This is a genomic window from Pseudoduganella violaceinigra DSM 15887, from assembly GCF_000425385.1.
GTDB lineage: Bacteria > Pseudomonadota > Gammaproteobacteria > Burkholderiales > Burkholderiaceae_D > Rugamonas > Rugamonas violaceinigra.
Window position 1 is genome coordinate 202,548 of the sequence record NZ_KE384359.1, and the last position, 16,319, is coordinate 218,866.

A 16,319-nucleotide genomic window follows, 5' to 3' on the forward strand; every position below is an offset into this window, starting at 1 on the left:
CTCCGGTCTGATCCGCAGCGGGTTTTCCTTTTTCCCCGCACACTTTTGAGGTAGCTATGAGCCTGAAAGCAAAGATCACTGATGACATGAAAGCCGCCATGCGTGCCAAGGAAGCCGGCAAGCTGGCCACCATCCGCCTGCTGCTGGCCGAGATCAAGCGCAAGGAAGTGGACGAACAGATTGAAGTCAACGATGTCCAGACCGTGGCCATTGTGGAAAAAATGATCAAGCAGCGCAAGGATTCGATCACCCAGTTCGAAGCCGGCGGCCGTTCCGACCTGGCTGACATTGAGAAAGCCGAGCTGGCCTTCCTGGTCGATTACATGCCAGCCGGTCTGTCCGACGAAGAAATCGCCGCCGAGGTGAAGGCCGCTGTTGCCGAATCCGGCGCCGCCGGTCCGCAGGACATGGGCAAAGTGATGGCCATCGTCAAGCCAAAGCTGGCAGGCCGCGCCGACATGACCGTGGTATCCGCACTGGTCAAGAAAGCCCTGGCCCCGGCATAATCTACTGCCCAGTTCGTGGCAACCAAGGTTGCCACGATCTCTGCCGTGTTCTGGGGCCGCGTGTGTTGATCTGGATCAAATGCTCATCGCGCGCGGCGGTATAGTCTGATTTATAACAAATACCGTTCAGCCTCGTGATTCCACCGTCATTCATTTCCGACTTGCTGAACCGCGTCGATATCGTCGACGTGGTGGGGCGCTACGTCCAGCTGAAAAAAGGCGGCGCCAACTTCCAGGGCTTGTGCCCGTTTCATAGCGAAAAATCGCCCAGCTTTACTGTCAGCCCCGCCAAGCAGTTCTATCATTGCTTTGGTTGCGGCGCCCATGGGACTGCGATCGGCTTCCTGATCGAATACTCGGGCATGGGCTTTGTCGATGCGGTGAAGGACCTGGCCCAGAACGTCGGCATGGTGGTGCCTGAGCAGGACGACAAGATTCCGCCCGCCCAGCGCGCTGCCTTGCAACAGCAATCCATGGCCCTGTCGGATGCCATGACCAAGGCCAGTGACTTTTACCGTGCCCAGTTGCGCCAGGCGCCGCAGGCCATCGGCTATCTGAAGGGGCGCGGCTTGACCGGCGAAATCGCGGCCCGGTTTGCCCTCGGCTATTCGCCAAACGGCTGGGATAGCTTGAAGGCGGTATTCCCCGACTATGAAAACCCGGTCCTGGTGGAAGCGGGCCTGATCATCCAGAACGTGGATGAGGATGGCAAGCGCACCAAGCGCTATGACCGCTTCCGCGAGCGCGTGATGTTCCCTATCCGCAATGTCAAGGGCCAGGTGATCGCCTTTGGCGGCCGCATCATGGACCAGGGGGAACCGAAGTACTTGAATTCCCCGGAAACGCCTTTATTTTCAAAGGGCACGGAGCTGTATGGCTTGTTCGAAGCGCGTCAGGCGATCCGCGATGCGGGTTATGTGCTGGTGACGGAAGGCTATATGGACGTGGTGGCGCTGGCCCAGATGGGATTTCCCCAGGCGGTTGCGACGCTGGGAACCGCCTGCACCACCACCCATGTCCAGAAACTGTTGCGCCAAACCGACAACGTGATCTTCAGTTTCGATGGCGACAAGGCGGGTCGCCGCGCCGCGCGGCGGGCGCTGGAAGCCTGTCTGCCGCAGGTGTCGGATGACAAGACGATCAAGTTCCTGTTCTTGCCGGCCGAGCACGACCCGGACAGCTATATCCGCGAATACGGCGCCCAGGCCTTCGAGCAGCAAGTGCAGGAAGCCATGCCGCTGTCGCAGTTCCTGCTGCGCGAAGCAGCGGGGGAGCATGATTTGACCTCGCCGGAGGGCCGCGCCCGCGTCCAGTTCGACGCCAAGCCGATGCTGCAGGCGATGCCGCCGACCGCGCTGCGCTTGCAAATCGTGCGCGGCCTGGCGACGATGACGCAAAGCGCGCCGGGCGAGGTGGAGCAACTGTTCGAGCTGGCAAAGCCGGTGGCGGCCAATAAGGTGGCGCCGCCAAGAAGCCGCCGCGAGCAGCCCGTGGGGCTGGAATTGAAACTGATCCGTGTCGTGCTCACGCATCCGCCCCTGGCGCTGTTGCTGGACGATGAAGCGCTGCTGGCCTTCAGCCACTTTGGCCAGGAAGCGGCCGAGCGGCTGGTCTGGCTGATCGTGCAGGCGCAGTCGCTGGGAGAGCAGGGCAGTTTTGCCGCATTTTGTCAGTTGGTAAAGGAGACGGGCAGCGATTACGATCGGCTGATCAGTGAAATCGCCGCCGCGCCGGAACCGGATATTGAAGGCGAGCGCCAATGGCTGTTGGCTACCGTGCGCCACCTTCGGATCGAAGCTGTGAATCTTGAAATTTCCCAGCTTATGCAGCAATTTAGTGCCGGCATGCCGTCCGAGGAATTTGGGGTGCGTTACCGCGAGCTTACCGCCAAGCAAGATCAACTGAGGAGGGAAGCTGAAGCTGATTTAAGTCCGCGGTAATTGCCAAGGCGCACGCAATCCTGCCCGTCTGGTAATTGTAAAGGGGCGTGCTATAATAAAATGCTAAATATTGCAATATTTAGCGGGGCAGTATTTTCGTTTGTTTTCAGTAAGTTACAGTAGTAGTTGTTGCGGTTTGTAGTGGACTTAACTATTCCCGAAAGCGCCTGTGCCAGCAAAGAAACCTGAAACCAAAGCGGCTGAAAAGCCTCGCAAAGTGACCGCCAAGCCCGCGACGAAGTCGGCTGAAAAACCGGCTACTCGCGTTACCAAGGCTCCGCCGGCGGTTAGTCAGACTACGGACGCGGCCACACTTGCCGCCATCGATACTTCCGGATACGTGCTGCCAACCGTCAAGGTGCCGGGCCGCCGTGGCCGCAAGCCGAAGGAATTTACGCCCGAAAATGACGAGGTTGCAGCGCTGAACGCGGTTGAGCGTGCCGAGTTGAAGGCTGCGGACAAGGCGAAAGCCAAGGACCGCAAGGCCAAGGAAAAGGCACTGCTGAAAGACGCGTTCTCGTCCGATACCGAGGCCACCGAAGAGGAACTCGAACGCCGCCGCCAGAAGCTCAAGACGCTGATCAAGTTCGGCAAGGAGCGCGGCTTCCTCACGTACGCTGAAATCAACGACCACCTGCCAGAAAATATCGTCGATCCGGAAGCGATCGAGGGCATTATCGGCACCTTCAACGACATGGGCATCGCCGTGTATGAGCACGCGCCCGATGCCGAGACCCTGCTGCTGTCGGATAACGTCGCCACTGTCACCAGCGACGACGAAGCCGAAGCCGCCGCGGAAGCCGCGCTGTCCACCGTCGATTCCGATTTCGGCCGCACCACCGACCCGGTGCGCATGTATATGCGCGAAATGGGTTCGGTCGAGCTGTTGACCCGCGAAGGCGAGATCGAAATCGCCAAACGTATCGAAGACGGCCTGCGCGACATGATTCAGGCGATTTCCGCCTGCCCGGTGACGATCGCCGAGATCCTCGCCACCTCGGAACGCATCCGCATCGACGAGATCAAGATCGACGAAATCGTCGACGGGCTGGTCGATGAGGACGGTGAAAACGTCGCCAGCGCGTCCGCCGCTTCCGAAGAGGAAGACGAGGAAGACGACGAGGGGGAAGAGGACGAGGAAGAAGAGGAAGAAGCCGCCAGTCCGGGCGGCGCGGCAGCCGGCTACACCGCCGAGCAGCTGGAAGCGATGAAAGTCGCTGCCCTGGAAAAATTCGACAATATCGGCAACCAGTTCGAACGCATGCGCAAGGCGTTCGAAAAGGATGGCTACAACTCGAAGGCCTACCTGAAGGCGCAGGAATCCATTTCCGGCGAGCTGCTGGGCATCCGTTTCACCGCCAAAGTGGTGGAGAAACTGTGCGACACGCTGCGCGGCCAGGTCGATGAGGTGCGCCATATCGAGAAGCAGATCCTGGACGTGGCCGTGAACAAGTGCGGCATGCCGCGCGCTCACTTCATCAAGGTCTTCCCGGGGAATGAAACCAACCTGGAATGGGTGGATGGCGAAGTCGCCGCTGGTCACGCGTACAGCGCGATCCTGGGCCGTAATATCCCGACCATCAAGGAACTGCAGCAGCGCCTGATCGACCTGCAAGCGCGCGTCGTGCTGCCGCTGCCGGACCTGCGCAACATCAACCGCCAGATGGCGGCCGGTGAAATGAAAGCGCGCAAAGCCAAGCGTGAAATGACCGAGGCCAACCTGCGCCTGGTGATTTCGATCGCCAAGAAGTACACCAATCGCGGCCTGCAATTCCTCGACCTGATCCAGGAAGGCAATATCGGCCTGATGAAGGCGGTCGACAAGTTCGAATACCGCCGCGGCTATAAGTTCTCGACCTATGCAACGTGGTGGATCCGCCAGGCGATCACCCGCTCCATCGCCGACCAGGCGCGTACCATCCGTATTCCGGTGCACATGATCGAAACGATCAACAAGATGAACCGGATCTCGCGCCAGATCCTGCAGGAGACCGGCGCCGAGCCGGATCCGGCAACCCTGGCGATCAAGATGGAAATGCCAGAGGATAAGATCCGCAAGATCATGAAGATCGCGAAGGAGCCGATCTCGATGGAAACGCCGATCGGTGACGACGACGATTCCCATCTGGGCGACTTCATCGAGGACAACAACACGCTGGCGCCTTCGGACGCGGCGCTGCATGCCTCGATGCGCGGCGTGGTCAAGGATGTGCTGGACTCGCTGACGCCGCGCGAAGCCAAGGTGCTGCGCATGCGTTTCGGGATCGAAATGTCGACCGACCATACGCTGGAAGAGGTTGGCAAACAGTTCGATGTGACGCGCGAACGTATCCGCCAGATCGAAGCCAAGGCATTGCGCAAACTGCGCCACCCATCGCGTTCCGACAAGCTGAAGAGCTTCCTGGAAGGTAACTAAAACTTGACGGATAGGGCCAGCGGCCCTATCCTGCCGGGTTCCCAGGGCCTCTAGCTCACGCTTGGTTAGAGCAGCGGACTCATAATCCGTTAGTGCCGAGCTTAGTGCTGCTGCGGATTGGGAAGTAAAATCAGTGAAAACAAGGACTTAGGTGAAAACCCAAGTCCTTTTTTTATTGCCGTTGGGTATTTCGGTACAATTTCGGTACAGTAAGCAAAATTTGAAAGTACTGGAGCGCTAGTGGCGACGATCGTTAAGACCCCATCGGGAACCTGGAAGGCAGTTATACGGAAGACGGGATGGCCCACCACCGTCAAGACATTCCGCCTGAAGAAAGACGCTGAGGATTGGGCGCGTGGTACTGAAGATGAGATGGTGCGCGGCATGTTCATCAAACGCGCTCCATCTGAACGTATGACTTTCGAGGCGGCCATGAAGCGATACCTGGCCGAAGTCATCACTATTTGTGGTGGCTCAAACTTGACCGGACAGGCGACGTCGCAGGGACTGTCAGACGGCGGGACGGCTCATGCGTCAGTCCGGAAATTGCGGGGATAAGCCCACATTCAACATAATATTTAAGGGCGTGCGTATCGAGGAGCGGCCGATTAGTTCCTTAGGGACGAGATTTCAGCGAAGGCGCTTCGCCCCTTGTCAGTTAGGCTCCAATAGTGGCGAGGTCCGCCCGTAGTGGTGGCAAGACCATTTTGTTGGAGCCAACGCAATGTCTCGATAACTGTGCCCTCTGCGATATTTGCATCCTTTGAGATTCCCTGCACCGTGCGCCTCGAGTATTTGCTGTCGCCAAGCGCCTTAATTACCTTGGACGCGTCGTCCCCCGTAAGACCATACGCCTCGACTCTGAATGCACTTTCGTTGCTTTTATGTTGGTCAGGCTCGGTCTCTTTGTCGATGATTGGCTTGACTTCATCCTTTAGGTTCTTAACATCACGCTTTGTTTCCTCCGCAAGTCTAAGTACCTTTTGCGAAAGTGACTGAATCATTGATTTCGAACTAATGGCGCCGAGCAAGCAGAAACCGAAAAAGACGAACGGATCTGCGCTGCCTGCCGTGCCATTCAACAGCCCAGCCAAAAGCGAGCTGGAAATTGTGTTTAGGAACAGCGGTATGAGAAACGCAGCTCCAAGACCAATAACCACAGACCAGCAGCCATCACGCCACGTCGATTCTTTGGTTCTCGCCTGCGCAAAATTTACGAGGCCACCAAATGTACCTGCGCAAACTATTAGACTAATTACATTGCAATTTGTCAGTGTCATGTTCGGCGCCTCACAGCGAATATCGTTTTAGGCTGCATCCATTGACGTTACGCCCTCGCGGATCTTTGTGCGAAGTTCGTTTAGATGATTTCTGGCCGAGATTACCCGTTCAATGCGCTCGTACAGAGACTTCCAGCCCGTCCAATACGTATGTTTGGGGGCCATCTTATGATCCCAAATGTCTTCCCACCACATGGAGCGGCTGCGATCGTTCAGTAGCGAGCCAGGATGTGTGTTTCCGCCGGTTAGTTGAGTCACGTCATCCGCAGGAAGAAGATAACCAAGCACCATTAGACCTCCAAGTGATGTATAGCGTTTATACAGTAACTCGAGAGTAACGAAGAGAGCGGCGAGAGCCGCTTCGCCACCAGCGCCGATTTCTTCGGATACGTGAATTGTCGTGTAGTAAGTGCGGAAGTGCCCCTTGTCAGACTCTTTTACGATATACAAGCTACCAGTTGAATTATCGGCACGAATGAGGTGGAGGACGGAAAGTTTTTCCTCGGGGTTAGCGACAGTCGTTGGCCAAGCCAGCAGCCACTCCACGGCTTCGAACGGATTTTCAGACAAGCGCATAAATTCAGGTGGGAACAGCGCTTTATCACCATGCTTTAGCCAATCGGCGTCAACACCTAACAGATTTGCGATCGCGGATAGTTGGGAGAAGCTAGGTTCTTTGTTACCCAGGAACCAGTCCTCTACGTCTTCGGCCCGCTCCTCCTTTATCGCTTCGGCGATATGTGAAGCGGCTAATTTAGATCCCCTGCGACCAGAATTCACTTGCGTCAACATTCGATTGAGGCGCTCTGCAACCTCTTTGCGACGTGTGTTCCTGCTTTCCTGCACCAATGCAGGCTCAACCCACGCCTTCAGTGCTTGGCGAGCTTCTGCTTCTGTAGATCGATCATGAAGTTCGGCGAATGATTCCAAGGCGCGAAAGATCGAACTGGGAATGTTTCTGATGGCGATTTTATTGAACATGATCTCTTTCCGTTCCGATGATTCAAAATGATATCAAATTGTCTTTGTTGTGCGTAATGAGTATATTCCGATCATTTTGTTGGAATGTCAAGGCCAAATTGACGGGGAATCTTGCTGAACGGTGATTGAGTTGTTGAGCCGGACCTCGACTTCCAGAGAGAGTTAGTAACGCGTCTCGAGGAAGCCCGAAGCTGTAGTCCGCATTATTGTTGAATGGTAATATAATTGCCATTTGCGCAATCGCTAGGAACCCCAAGTGTTAAAAGCTCCAGTCACTCCTGCTTTCCTGAGTCGTTCCATCGAAACGTTGTGTGAAGAACTTTCGCCAGGCCAAACTCCGCAATATGTTGAAGTCGTAGCCGACCCATGTGCTCGGGTGCATGAGTGTTTCCCGAACGTGTTGACAAAAGTGGACTGCGACGGAGGGGCGGTGGTAATCGGCTGGTCGATATGGGAGTCACCCGGACTCTTTGTTGAGGCAGAGTTTCACGCAGTATGGCGGTCGCCAGAGGGCATCTTGATCGACATTACGCCAAAGGCAACGCACGACAGAAGCATTCTGTTTTTGCTTCAGCCTGAAGCGATATATGCCGGCCGGCAGGTAAATAACGTTCGTCGCTCGATTAGTGCCGATCCGGATGTTGAGACCTACCTACGAGCGCATGACGCAATGTTTGAGTTCATGAATCGTGGTGACCGAGCTGGGCAGCATGGGGAAGTGTCCATAGCTGGCCAGGATGTGCTTGAATACGAGGCTATAGCTGGCAACATCCTTATGCTTAGCGCTCGGATTGCGAACCGTTCAAAGCGCTACGATCCATACGTCCCCTGTTGGTGTGGGAGTGGGAAGAAGTCGAAGTGGTGTCATAAGGGCCCCATCCCAGCGTAATGGAGTGGCGCTAGGCGATGTGCTGCCATTGGCATGGGGGAGCTCGCTAAAGTATGGTGGCAAACAAAAAGGGTTGCGAAGTTTTTCGCAACCCTTTGATCTTACTGCTGAATTTGGTAGGCCTCCCGTGAGTCGAACACGGCACCAACGGATTCCGGTTTGCGTGACTTTCGCCACTCCCTGGACTATGCCTTCACCATAGCTCGCGCCTTAGGTGGGTGCCGTCTAGTCTCTACACCTTCAACAGCGCTTTCGCACTGAGGCTTGGCTCGGCATTGCCATACGCATCGCTGCGCTTAGGTTTCACCGAATTTGACACCATCCCTTACGTGGTTTCCCCTCGTAAGGCACATTTGCATATGAGTCCGCTGCTCTAACCAAGCATGAGCTAGAGGCCCAAAACCGATACTTTACCTCAGCGACGGCAAGTCGCCAAGTGAGCCACTTTACAGATGCGATGCAAATAGGTGCTGATCAGCTAAGTTCCGTTGGTATTGCCATGTGGACGGTAGGCGCCAAGGACGCAGTTCGGTACATCAGCGGTACACTCGTTATGATCCGCAAATTTATCTGGATTTCGCTAACCCATTGATTTGTTGTATACTATTGCCTTCATTAACCTGTGCTTACTTTACCTCGATTTCCCTACGGACACGGTTTCGCTGGCAAACTCATAATCCGTTGGTACCCGGTTCGACTCCGGGGAGGCCTACCACTTTTCAATAGCTGCTATCTGGCTGCTATTGTTTTCAGCACATCGCTTGCTGGAACTGCAGAATCCTCAGTCATCTTCAAGACCGTGCCGGCGACCGCTGCATGCGCCATGCGCGCGCGTGCGCATGGGAAGGCGGCGGGAAATCCGGCATCTGCGCGGCACTGAATCGTGCACGGAAGCTAGTTGCTCATATGGTAATATTTCCTTCATGTATGCAATTCGATCTCCCAAGGTATTCTTTGTCGCCGCTTGTCTGTTACTTGGCGCTTGCAGTTCGGGCCGTCCGCCAAGCGGACCATACGCCGCCTGGTTGAATCAGGACGAGTCCGTAAAATCGGTCAAGCAAAATGGGCCGTTCACTATTCTGCATGTCGAGTGGCGCAATTATCGCTGGGGCTCGTTCAGCCCCCTGCCACAGGATTACGACAGGGTGCTCCACGGTGACAAGGTCGTCATTGAAAGGGCTGAGCCGGCTGAGCCCTGGCAGGGCGCGGGGCAGGCAGCGATTCTTGCGTACCGTTATGCAGGCGATCAATCCCCGCTTCAGCTCGTGTATGAGCGCAAGGGAAAAGCCGTTGTTGAGCGCTTGGACGTGGGCAGCGCGGCGACCACCGTTGGCGAGGATATCGGCCCCGGCTTGCGCTATTTTTCCAGCGGCGGAAAATATAACGCCGGCTTTTTGTTGAAGGGCTTTCCCGTCGAGATAAAGCCGTTGCCGTTGGGCCTTTCGAATCCGTCGATCACTTATCTTGCCGGTATCGCTCCTGACTTGAGCGCATTCGCCTACGCGGATTCGCCGAATGCTCCTACGGTAGTGGCGCTGGTCGACTTGCAAGGCCAAACCGGCGATCCTCTTCCTATTCCGGCGACGACGGGAGTTTCTGACAAAGTGCGGGTGGATGGACCACCGGGCCAAATTCACCCTTGGTTCGACGCGCGTTTCAAGTGGCAACAGAACGCCGCCGGCCGATGGGATATAGCCAAGGCCGCTGGCGAAAGTACCAGCCACAGGACGACCAACGCGGTCGAGGAGATCTTCCTCGATGCCAGCACGGGATATGACAATTGCTTTGCCAGCAGCAGCCCTGCATGCCTGCCAGGCTGGCGCCGGCAGATGGACGGCGGCGCAGCAGCTTACGCGACATGTTCCTGCGAAGCGCCGTATGTTTATCAGCCAGAGCAGGCAACCCTGGCGTTTGGCGCCCATGTGCGCAGCATGCACTATGCGCGAGCGAAAAGTGGCTCTGCATACCACCTGGTCCTTGACGCACCGCCGGAGAAAGTGGCCAGCGAATTTCGCAAGCGCTTGGCGGGCCGGGGGATCAAGCACTTGGCTCCAGAGGGAATTTCGACGGAGAGCGTAGAAACTTTTCTTGGTGAGGAAAGCTGGCGCGACGCCTGGATCCGATTGGTTGCCGACAAACCGCAGTCCCTCCAGTTTGTCATGCCCACGGTAGCAGTGCGTATCGAAGCATTTGGCCAAGGAACGATTATCAGCACCATTGCACGCTATCCAGACAAGCAACACCGACCTGACGCATCTGGACGACGTAATCCGTCAGAGCCGGCCGCTTTGAATTATCAACCATGAATATTTACCGATCTTTTGCCGCCGTCGTCATGGCGCTGTTGTTCCCATGTGCACAAGCGCTGGAACTGCAGCTGAAGGATAGCGATTTTGGCCCGAACCATATGGGGTTTGCCGCAGACGGTGCGCGCGCATGCCTCGCCAGCGACCATTTTGATCCGGATGCGGCACAAAACGGCGCCGAGCTGACGGTGGTCGATTACCAGCGTAACGCCGTGCTTTGGACAAAGCGCATCGCCGCACCGAACGGTTTCGCTTCCTTGAGAGCGAAGCAATGTGTCTTCGATGGCGATAACGTGTACCTTCTTGCGAATGCCAACACGCGGAGCCAGAGTACATTGAACCAGACCTTGGTGTATGTTTATCGGTTCGACGTCCAGGGAAAGGAGCTTGGCCACAAAGAGCTTTCGCTTCCGGGACGGAATCGCTACGGCTACGCCATTGGGGCATCGCCTTTTGGCGTAGTCGTTGCAGGCTATTCCAAAGACGAAGACGGGGATGCCGAATACAATTCGACGTTTACAGTATCGCTCGACAAGAAGCTGGGCGTGGGAACAGTCAGTCTGCGGAAAACGGGAGCATTTGCCAGCTCCGCCGCTGCGCGTTTCGTTGGCGATCAACTGTATATCGCAGGAGAATTCGTTCCTGCGAAATTGAACAAGCAGGACTATGCAATTGATTACGCTCAGTCGCGCATCCTGTCGAACGGCGGCTATGCCTGGAGTGTTCGTCCATTCAAACAGGAGTACAGGTCGGTTGAAGCGGTAGTGTCTCCGCGCGGACTCATTTACTCCTTGTCCAGCAAGGGTAGTACTTCGACCTTGGCCGTAACGAGCGCAGAGGGCAAACAACTCTCATTGACTAGCTTTGATGGGAAATTCTGTAGGACGCAATCGATCTCCGAGTATGGCAATGGCGTGATCGCGGTGCGTGAGCCGTGCAGTGGGCAAGGCAAAACTGCGGCATTGCTTTCCATAGCGCCGGCTGACGGCAAAGAAGTAGTCCAGCATCTGGTCTCGGGTGAACCCGTTTTTGTGGCGACCCATAACGAGCAATGGTTCATCGTTGCGAAGGATGGCACGAATCGCTTTTTCCTTCACTCCGGCGCAATCAAGGAATAAGGAAAGCACAAAAGGTCGACGTTAAAGACGGCTACTTATGGGGTTCGACGTCAAAAGGCGTAGACCTAGCGGTCATCGCGCGCTATCCGTTTAAACAATAATTTTGATTATGCACATCTCTAAAATTTCAGGAACAATTTTGGCTTGTCTGGCAGTCTCCAATGCCACGGCGGCTTCCATTCCGCTGCCGGACAAGCATTTCTCAGCGCGCTATATGGGCTTTGCCGCCGACAACGCGCGTGCCTGCCTTCTCGGCAGCCGCTTCGATCCTGACACGGGCCAGGGCAGCGGCGAGTTGGTTCTGCTCGATTTGAAACGCGATGCGGTGCGTTGGCATGTGCGCATTTCGCCGCCGGAAGATTTCGTCTCGCTGCAGCCGGAGCAGTGCGCGATTGATGGCGAAAACGTTTACCTGCTGGCAAACGTGAATACGCAAAGCCAGCAATCGATGAACCAGACGCTGGTCTACCTCTATCAATTCAGTGCGGACGGCAAGCAGCTGGGCTTCAAAAACCTGATCGAACAAGGCAGGGACCAGTACGGATATGCGCTGGGGCTTTCGGCGAACGGCGTGCAGGTTGCCGGCTATATCAAGGACGTGGAGAAGGATGTCGATCAGTACTCGCTGTTTACTGTCGCAGTCGACCGGCAACTGAAGGCAGGCAAGCCAAACGTTCGCAAGACCGGGGCATTTGCCAGCGGCGCCAAAGCGCGTCTTGTGGGCGACAACCTGTATATCGCGGGCCAGTTCCTTCCCGCAAAGCTGGCCCAGAACGACTGGGTCGACGACTTCGCCAATTCGCGCTTGCTGGTGAATGGCGGCTATGCATGGAGCATGCGCCCATTCAAAAAAGCGCCGCGCGATGTGGCGATGGGAGTCTCCCAGCAGGGCGCATTGTATTCGCTTGCATACGGCGACGCCGGCTCGACGCTGGCCGTGACCAGCGCCGAAGGCAAGCAGCTTTCCCTGGCCAGCTACCCGAGCAAATACTGCGAATCGAGTTCGATTTCCGAATACGGGAATGCTGTATTAGCGCTGCGCAAGCCTTGCAGCGGCAAGAGCAAGGCTGCCGAGCTGCTGGCGATCTCGCCAGCGTCAGGCAAGGAGACTCCGTTGCAACTGGCACCCGGCGAGCCGGTGTTTGCGGCGACCAATATGGGACAGTGGTTTGTCGTATCCAAGGACAGCGGCAAGCTTGCCCTGAGCAAGGGCAGTATTGAAGGCGACACCGTCTTCAGCTTGGCTTTGGCGGGTGTTGAACATTCCTTGAACGTTGGCCCGATCAAGGTTAACCAGAAAGGCGAACACTCCTTCGACTACGTGTACGAACAGCGAGCAGGTGACTGCCGCTTCAGCCTGAATGGACGTGCGACCGAATTGGATGTCTTTAATCCTGAGGGGCCGGATGGCAAGGAAGCGCCACAGATCGTCGTGTACGACAGCGCTGCCGGAGGATTTATCATCCCGCTCAAAGGGCCGCTACGTACCGTCACTTTTGAGGGCAGCCTGTCGCCCGAGCAGCTCAAGAACAGTTGCGGAAGCAAGAAGGCCGCTAAGTTCTCTTTGGAGTTTAACGCGGCAGGCGCTCGCCGTTGAGCAGGCCCCAGGCCAATATCGCAGTGACTTGTGCCGCCTGCTGCAAGCCGGCATGGTCGATATGGTCGAGTGTGTCGATTTCGCTGTGCTGCGTGTGCGTGCGGTAGTTGCGGGAGTCTTGCAGCGGGGAGAAGGCGGGGATGCCCTGCTTGAAAAAGGACTCCTGGTCGGAGCCCAGACCTTTCGCGTAATGCACGTCGATATCGCCCAGCACCTTGGCCGGCGCCAGCGCGCTGTTCAAGGGGCCATACCAGCCTTCGACTTCCATATCGGGAAAAGCGAGGATGCGGCCGCTGCCCGCATCCTGCACAAGCACCGCCTGGATGCGGGAAAGTTCACCGGCATGCGCGGCTACATAGGCTTTACTTCCCAGCAGGCCCTGTTCTTCGCCGGAGAACAGGACGATGCGCAAGCTCCGTCTTGGCTTTAACCCGGCGGCGCGCATGGCGCGCAGCACTTCGAGCATGGTGACCACGCCGGCGCCGTTGTCGTTGGCGCCGCTCGATAAATCCCACGAATCGAGGTGAGCGCCGAGGATTACCATGTCGCCATCGGCCTCGCTGCCGGGGAAGTCGGCGATGACGTTATGCGCCTTGACTGGCCGCACCGCGAAGCCGCCGCGAAGCGTCAATTCCATCCGGGGTGTAATGCCCCGCGCCAGCAGGCGCCTGAGCAAGGCGGCATGTTCTCCGGTGATGATTCCGGCATTGCTGTCGTAGCGCTGGCCCGGGCCGCCCCACATATCTTGCAGGCCGTCGGACTTTCCGCTTACCTGCAGCACCGCGGCGACACCGGCTTCGCGCAGCGCCTGCCTAGGCGCCTCGCGCGGGGTTTGTTCGGCCAGCACGATTTTTTCCTTGAGGCGGGGCAGGGCGGCGTTGAAGTCGTCCATGGTTCGTGCGCTGAGCAGCGCGACATCCGCACGGATCGTACCGCGTGTTCCCTCCGTCCAGGCTTTCTGCAGTACGTTCAAATGCATGCCGTTGGCATTCAGCAGCCGCGCGTGCGCGGCGCCCCGTTGCCACGGGCGGCCAAGGTCATAGGCTTCCAGGTGGACGTTGCTCGCGCCATAAGCGGCCAGTTTGCGCATGGCCCACTCCTGCGCGTTCTGCAATCCTCGCGTACCGGTCATGCGCGGGCCGATGTCGTCGCATAGTTCTTCCAGGTTGCGTTGCATTTCCGAGCGGGCGGCAATTTCGTCGATCAGCGCCTGGGCGGGCGGCGGCGCGTCGGCGGCGTATGCCCCGCTGGCGAGCAAGGCCAGAAGGATGGTCAGGAAGCGGGCCATGCCGGTCACCGTTTAGGCGCAGGTGGCAGGGATTGGACGAAGGCCGCCAGTTTGCCCTGGTCGCGCATGGCGATTGCCTGGTCCAATGCTTCGGAACGGTTTTCCGCACGTTTGTCTTTCAGGCTTTCATAGGCGTGTAGCAAGCCGTCCACGCCGGCGATGGTCTTGGCTTCCAGCGTGGCTGCATCCTTTTCCGGATCGAGGATCTGGTGCTGGACCTGGTAGGCGGCGGTACTGAGCATGTGATGGAAGCGCAGCACGCGGCGCAGGTCACCCTTGGCGGCGCCGCCATCCATCCAGAACGCGCCTTTGTCGGGACCGAACATATAGTCGGGGACTTCGTCCGACCATTTCATGAACCAGCGGCCATCGGCGGAAGTCATGACCCCGACCGGGTCCTGGTTGGCGGCTGCGGCCAGCTGCACGACGCGAGCGCGCTCTTCGGGGGTGGCGGGACCTCGCTCGGCGGCGGCAGATCCGGCCAAGCCGATGGCAAGGGCGATGATGGCGCAGGTGCGCTGGACAAACTGTGAGCAGTGCATGGTAGTGCTCCTTTCGCTGTGGGGAAGTTGTCGGAGCAACGTGTTGCAAATCGCGTGCCACAGAAGAAAAGCCCGCCGCGATAGGCTAGCAGGGGCTTTTGTTACTGTCATCAGTGTTCACGTCGGGACACCATTGTGCGAAGGCGGACAGTGGGCAGCCGTGTCGCCAGGCCTTTGTCGAGTACTTGAGGCGGCGGTTTTTTGCAGCCCATGGCCGAGATACTGCAGCCTGTCGTAAGGCGGCGCGTTGCCTGCGCCGCCGTGCTTAGAATCGGCATTCCGATTCACTGGCACAGGAGGGGGTATGGGAATGTGGAGCAAGGCAGCGTGGACCATGGTGGCAGCGGCGCCGTTGATGGCGCAGGCGCAAGTGGATTTGACCAAGCTTGACCGCGATATGGTCGGGCCCCGGTCTCAGGTCATGGTCCTCGGTACCGTGCACCTGAGCGGAATGCCGGCGAGCTTCAACGCGTCGTCGCTGGGCGGCGTGATCGACAAGCTGGCTGCCTTCAAGCCGGACATCATCACAATCGAACGCGAACCCGGGGAAGATTGCGATCTCGCGCAGCGCCATCCGGCAAAGTATGGACCTGACTGGTGTCCCAAGACCGATGCCGCCAAGGCGGCGACCGGCCTCGATATACCTGCCGCGTTGGCGGAAGTGGACAAAACGTTGAAAGCCTGGCCGGCAAAGCCCGCGCATGCACAGCGGCGCCGCCTGGCTGCGGCCTTCCTGGCGGCGAACGAGCCGGCGTCGGCTTTAGTCCAATGGTTGCAGTTGCCGGCGGCCGAGCGCCGCAGCGGTGACAGCCTGGATGCCGCGCTGGTAGCAATGCTGGAAAAACTGGAGAAACGCAAGAACGAAGATAACCTGATCGCGGCGCCGCTGGCTGCGCGGCTCGGCCTCCAGCGCGTCTATGCTGTCGACAACCATACCGGTGACCGGATCGACGTACCGGACATAAAGGCCTTCGTGAAAACCATCGAAGCGGCTTGGGCTTCGGGCAGCCAAGAGGCAAAGGAGCATCAAAAGAGGGAGGATGACTTGTCCCTTGCCGAAGACATGTTGCCGCTTTACCGCTATGTCAATTCTCCTGAGAGCGCCCGCATCCACGCTGAAAGCAATGTACTTCCCATGATGCGCACCAAGTCGCCGGAAGGCTATCCGCAAATCTGGGTTGGGGGCTGGGAAATCCGCAACCTGCGCATGGTGGCCAATATCCGCGAGACGTTCCGCGAACGTCCAGGCGCGCGCGTACTAACCATTGTGGGGGCATCGCACAAGCCGTGGTTTGACCAGTGGCTTGGCCAGTTGCAGGGCGTGGAGATCGTCGATGCGGTCCAGGTGCTGAAGTGATGCCATGGCTTTCGCGCCGGCGCCGCCGGCATGGTGCTATTCTGATGGGCTGCGCCACACGCCGTGCGCGCATTTCGTCATGCAAGTTTAAACAAGGAG

Annotated in this window: 11 protein-coding genes and 1 pseudogene; 8 read left to right on the forward strand and 4 right to left on the reverse strand. The window is 57.6% G+C overall.

Annotation, left to right across the window (positions count from 1 at the left end; genetic code table 11):
• Nucleotides 1-56 precede the first annotated feature (56 nt).
• From H597_RS0125870 to H597_RS32525, 4 genes and pseudogenes are all read left to right on the forward strand, one after another.
• Nucleotides 57-506 carry a GatB/YqeY domain-containing protein gene (locus H597_RS0125870; protein WP_028104665.1) on the forward strand — a complete coding sequence of 150 codons (450 nt, stop codon included), beginning with the start codon at nucleotides 57-59 and terminating at the stop codon, nucleotides 504-506.
• 134 nt (nucleotides 507-640) lie between these two features.
• On the forward strand, nucleotides 641-2,446 hold the full coding sequence (gene dnaG / locus H597_RS0125875; protein WP_028104666.1) for a DNA primase: 1,806 nt from the start codon (nucleotides 641-643) through the stop codon (nucleotides 2,444-2,446).
• A 217-nt stretch (nucleotides 2,447-2,663) separates the two neighbouring features.
• A complete protein-coding gene (rpoD, locus tag H597_RS0125880) occupies nucleotides 2,664-4,862 on the forward strand; it encodes an RNA polymerase sigma factor RpoD (protein ID WP_371850745.1) in 2,199 nt (732 codons plus the stop codon).
• Between the two features lie 240 nt (nucleotides 4,863-5,102).
• Nucleotides 5,103-5,354, forward strand: a pseudogene (locus tag H597_RS32525) (site-specific integrase); the annotation flags it as partial.
• 116 nt (nucleotides 5,355-5,470) lie between these two features.
• Here H597_RS32525 and H597_RS0125890 read toward each other — a convergent pair.
• Together H597_RS0125890 and H597_RS33580 are read right to left on the reverse strand one after the other, a co-directional pair.
• The gene (locus H597_RS0125890) at nucleotides 5,471-6,142 is read right to left on the reverse strand and encodes a YEATS-associated helix-containing protein (RefSeq protein WP_154668287.1); all 672 of its coding nucleotides are present in this window, start codon (nucleotides 6,140-6,142) and stop codon (nucleotides 5,471-5,473) included.
• Nucleotides 6,143-6,169: 27 nt separating this feature from the next.
• Nucleotides 6,170-7,123: a FitA-like ribbon-helix-helix domain-containing protein gene (locus H597_RS33580; RefSeq protein ID WP_051294112.1), complete on the reverse strand. Its 954-nt coding sequence runs from the start codon at nucleotides 7,121-7,123 to the stop codon at nucleotides 6,170-6,172.
• Between the two features lie 1,812 nt (nucleotides 7,124-8,935).
• On the opposite strand from H597_RS33580, the gene H597_RS0125910 reads away from it, so the two are divergent.
• The 3 genes from H597_RS0125910 (at nucleotide 8,936) to H597_RS0125920 (ending at nucleotide 13,033) form a co-directional block, all read left to right on the forward strand.
• Nucleotides 8,936-10,318 carry a hypothetical protein gene (locus H597_RS0125910; RefSeq protein ID WP_154668288.1) on the forward strand — a complete coding sequence of 461 codons (1,383 nt, stop codon included), beginning with the start codon at nucleotides 8,936-8,938 and terminating at the stop codon, nucleotides 10,316-10,318.
• Nucleotides 10,315-11,436, forward strand: coding sequence for a hypothetical protein (locus H597_RS0125915; protein WP_028104670.1), 1,122 nt, complete (start codon nucleotides 10,315-10,317; stop codon nucleotides 11,434-11,436). Before H597_RS0125910 ends, H597_RS0125915 begins: the two co-directional genes overlap by 4 nt.
• 103 nt (nucleotides 11,437-11,539) lie before the next feature.
• On the forward strand, nucleotides 11,540-13,033 hold the full coding sequence (locus H597_RS0125920; RefSeq protein ID WP_154668289.1) for a hypothetical protein: 1,494 nt from the start codon (nucleotides 11,540-11,542) through the stop codon (nucleotides 13,031-13,033).
• Here H597_RS0125920 and H597_RS0125925 read toward each other — a convergent pair.
• Nucleotides 13,008-14,321, reverse strand: coding sequence for a M20/M25/M40 family metallo-hydrolase (locus tag H597_RS0125925; RefSeq protein WP_154668290.1), 1,314 nt, complete (start codon nucleotides 14,319-14,321; stop codon nucleotides 13,008-13,010). The two genes, H597_RS0125920 and H597_RS0125925, sit on opposite strands and share 26 nt — an antisense overlap.
• Nucleotides 14,322-14,326: 5 nt before the next feature.
• Entirely contained in the window at nucleotides 14,327-14,863 is a 537-nt protein-coding gene (locus H597_RS0125930; RefSeq protein WP_028104673.1) for a hypothetical protein, read from the reverse strand.
• A 304-nt stretch (nucleotides 14,864-15,167) separates the two neighbouring features.
• On the opposite strand from H597_RS0125930, the gene H597_RS0125935 reads away from it, so the two are divergent.
• Nucleotides 15,168-16,220 carry a DUF5694 domain-containing protein gene (locus tag H597_RS0125935; RefSeq protein WP_211232085.1) on the forward strand — a complete coding sequence of 351 codons (1,053 nt, stop codon included), beginning with the start codon at nucleotides 15,168-15,170 and terminating at the stop codon, nucleotides 16,218-16,220.
• Nucleotides 16,221-16,319: the final 99 nt, after the last annotated feature.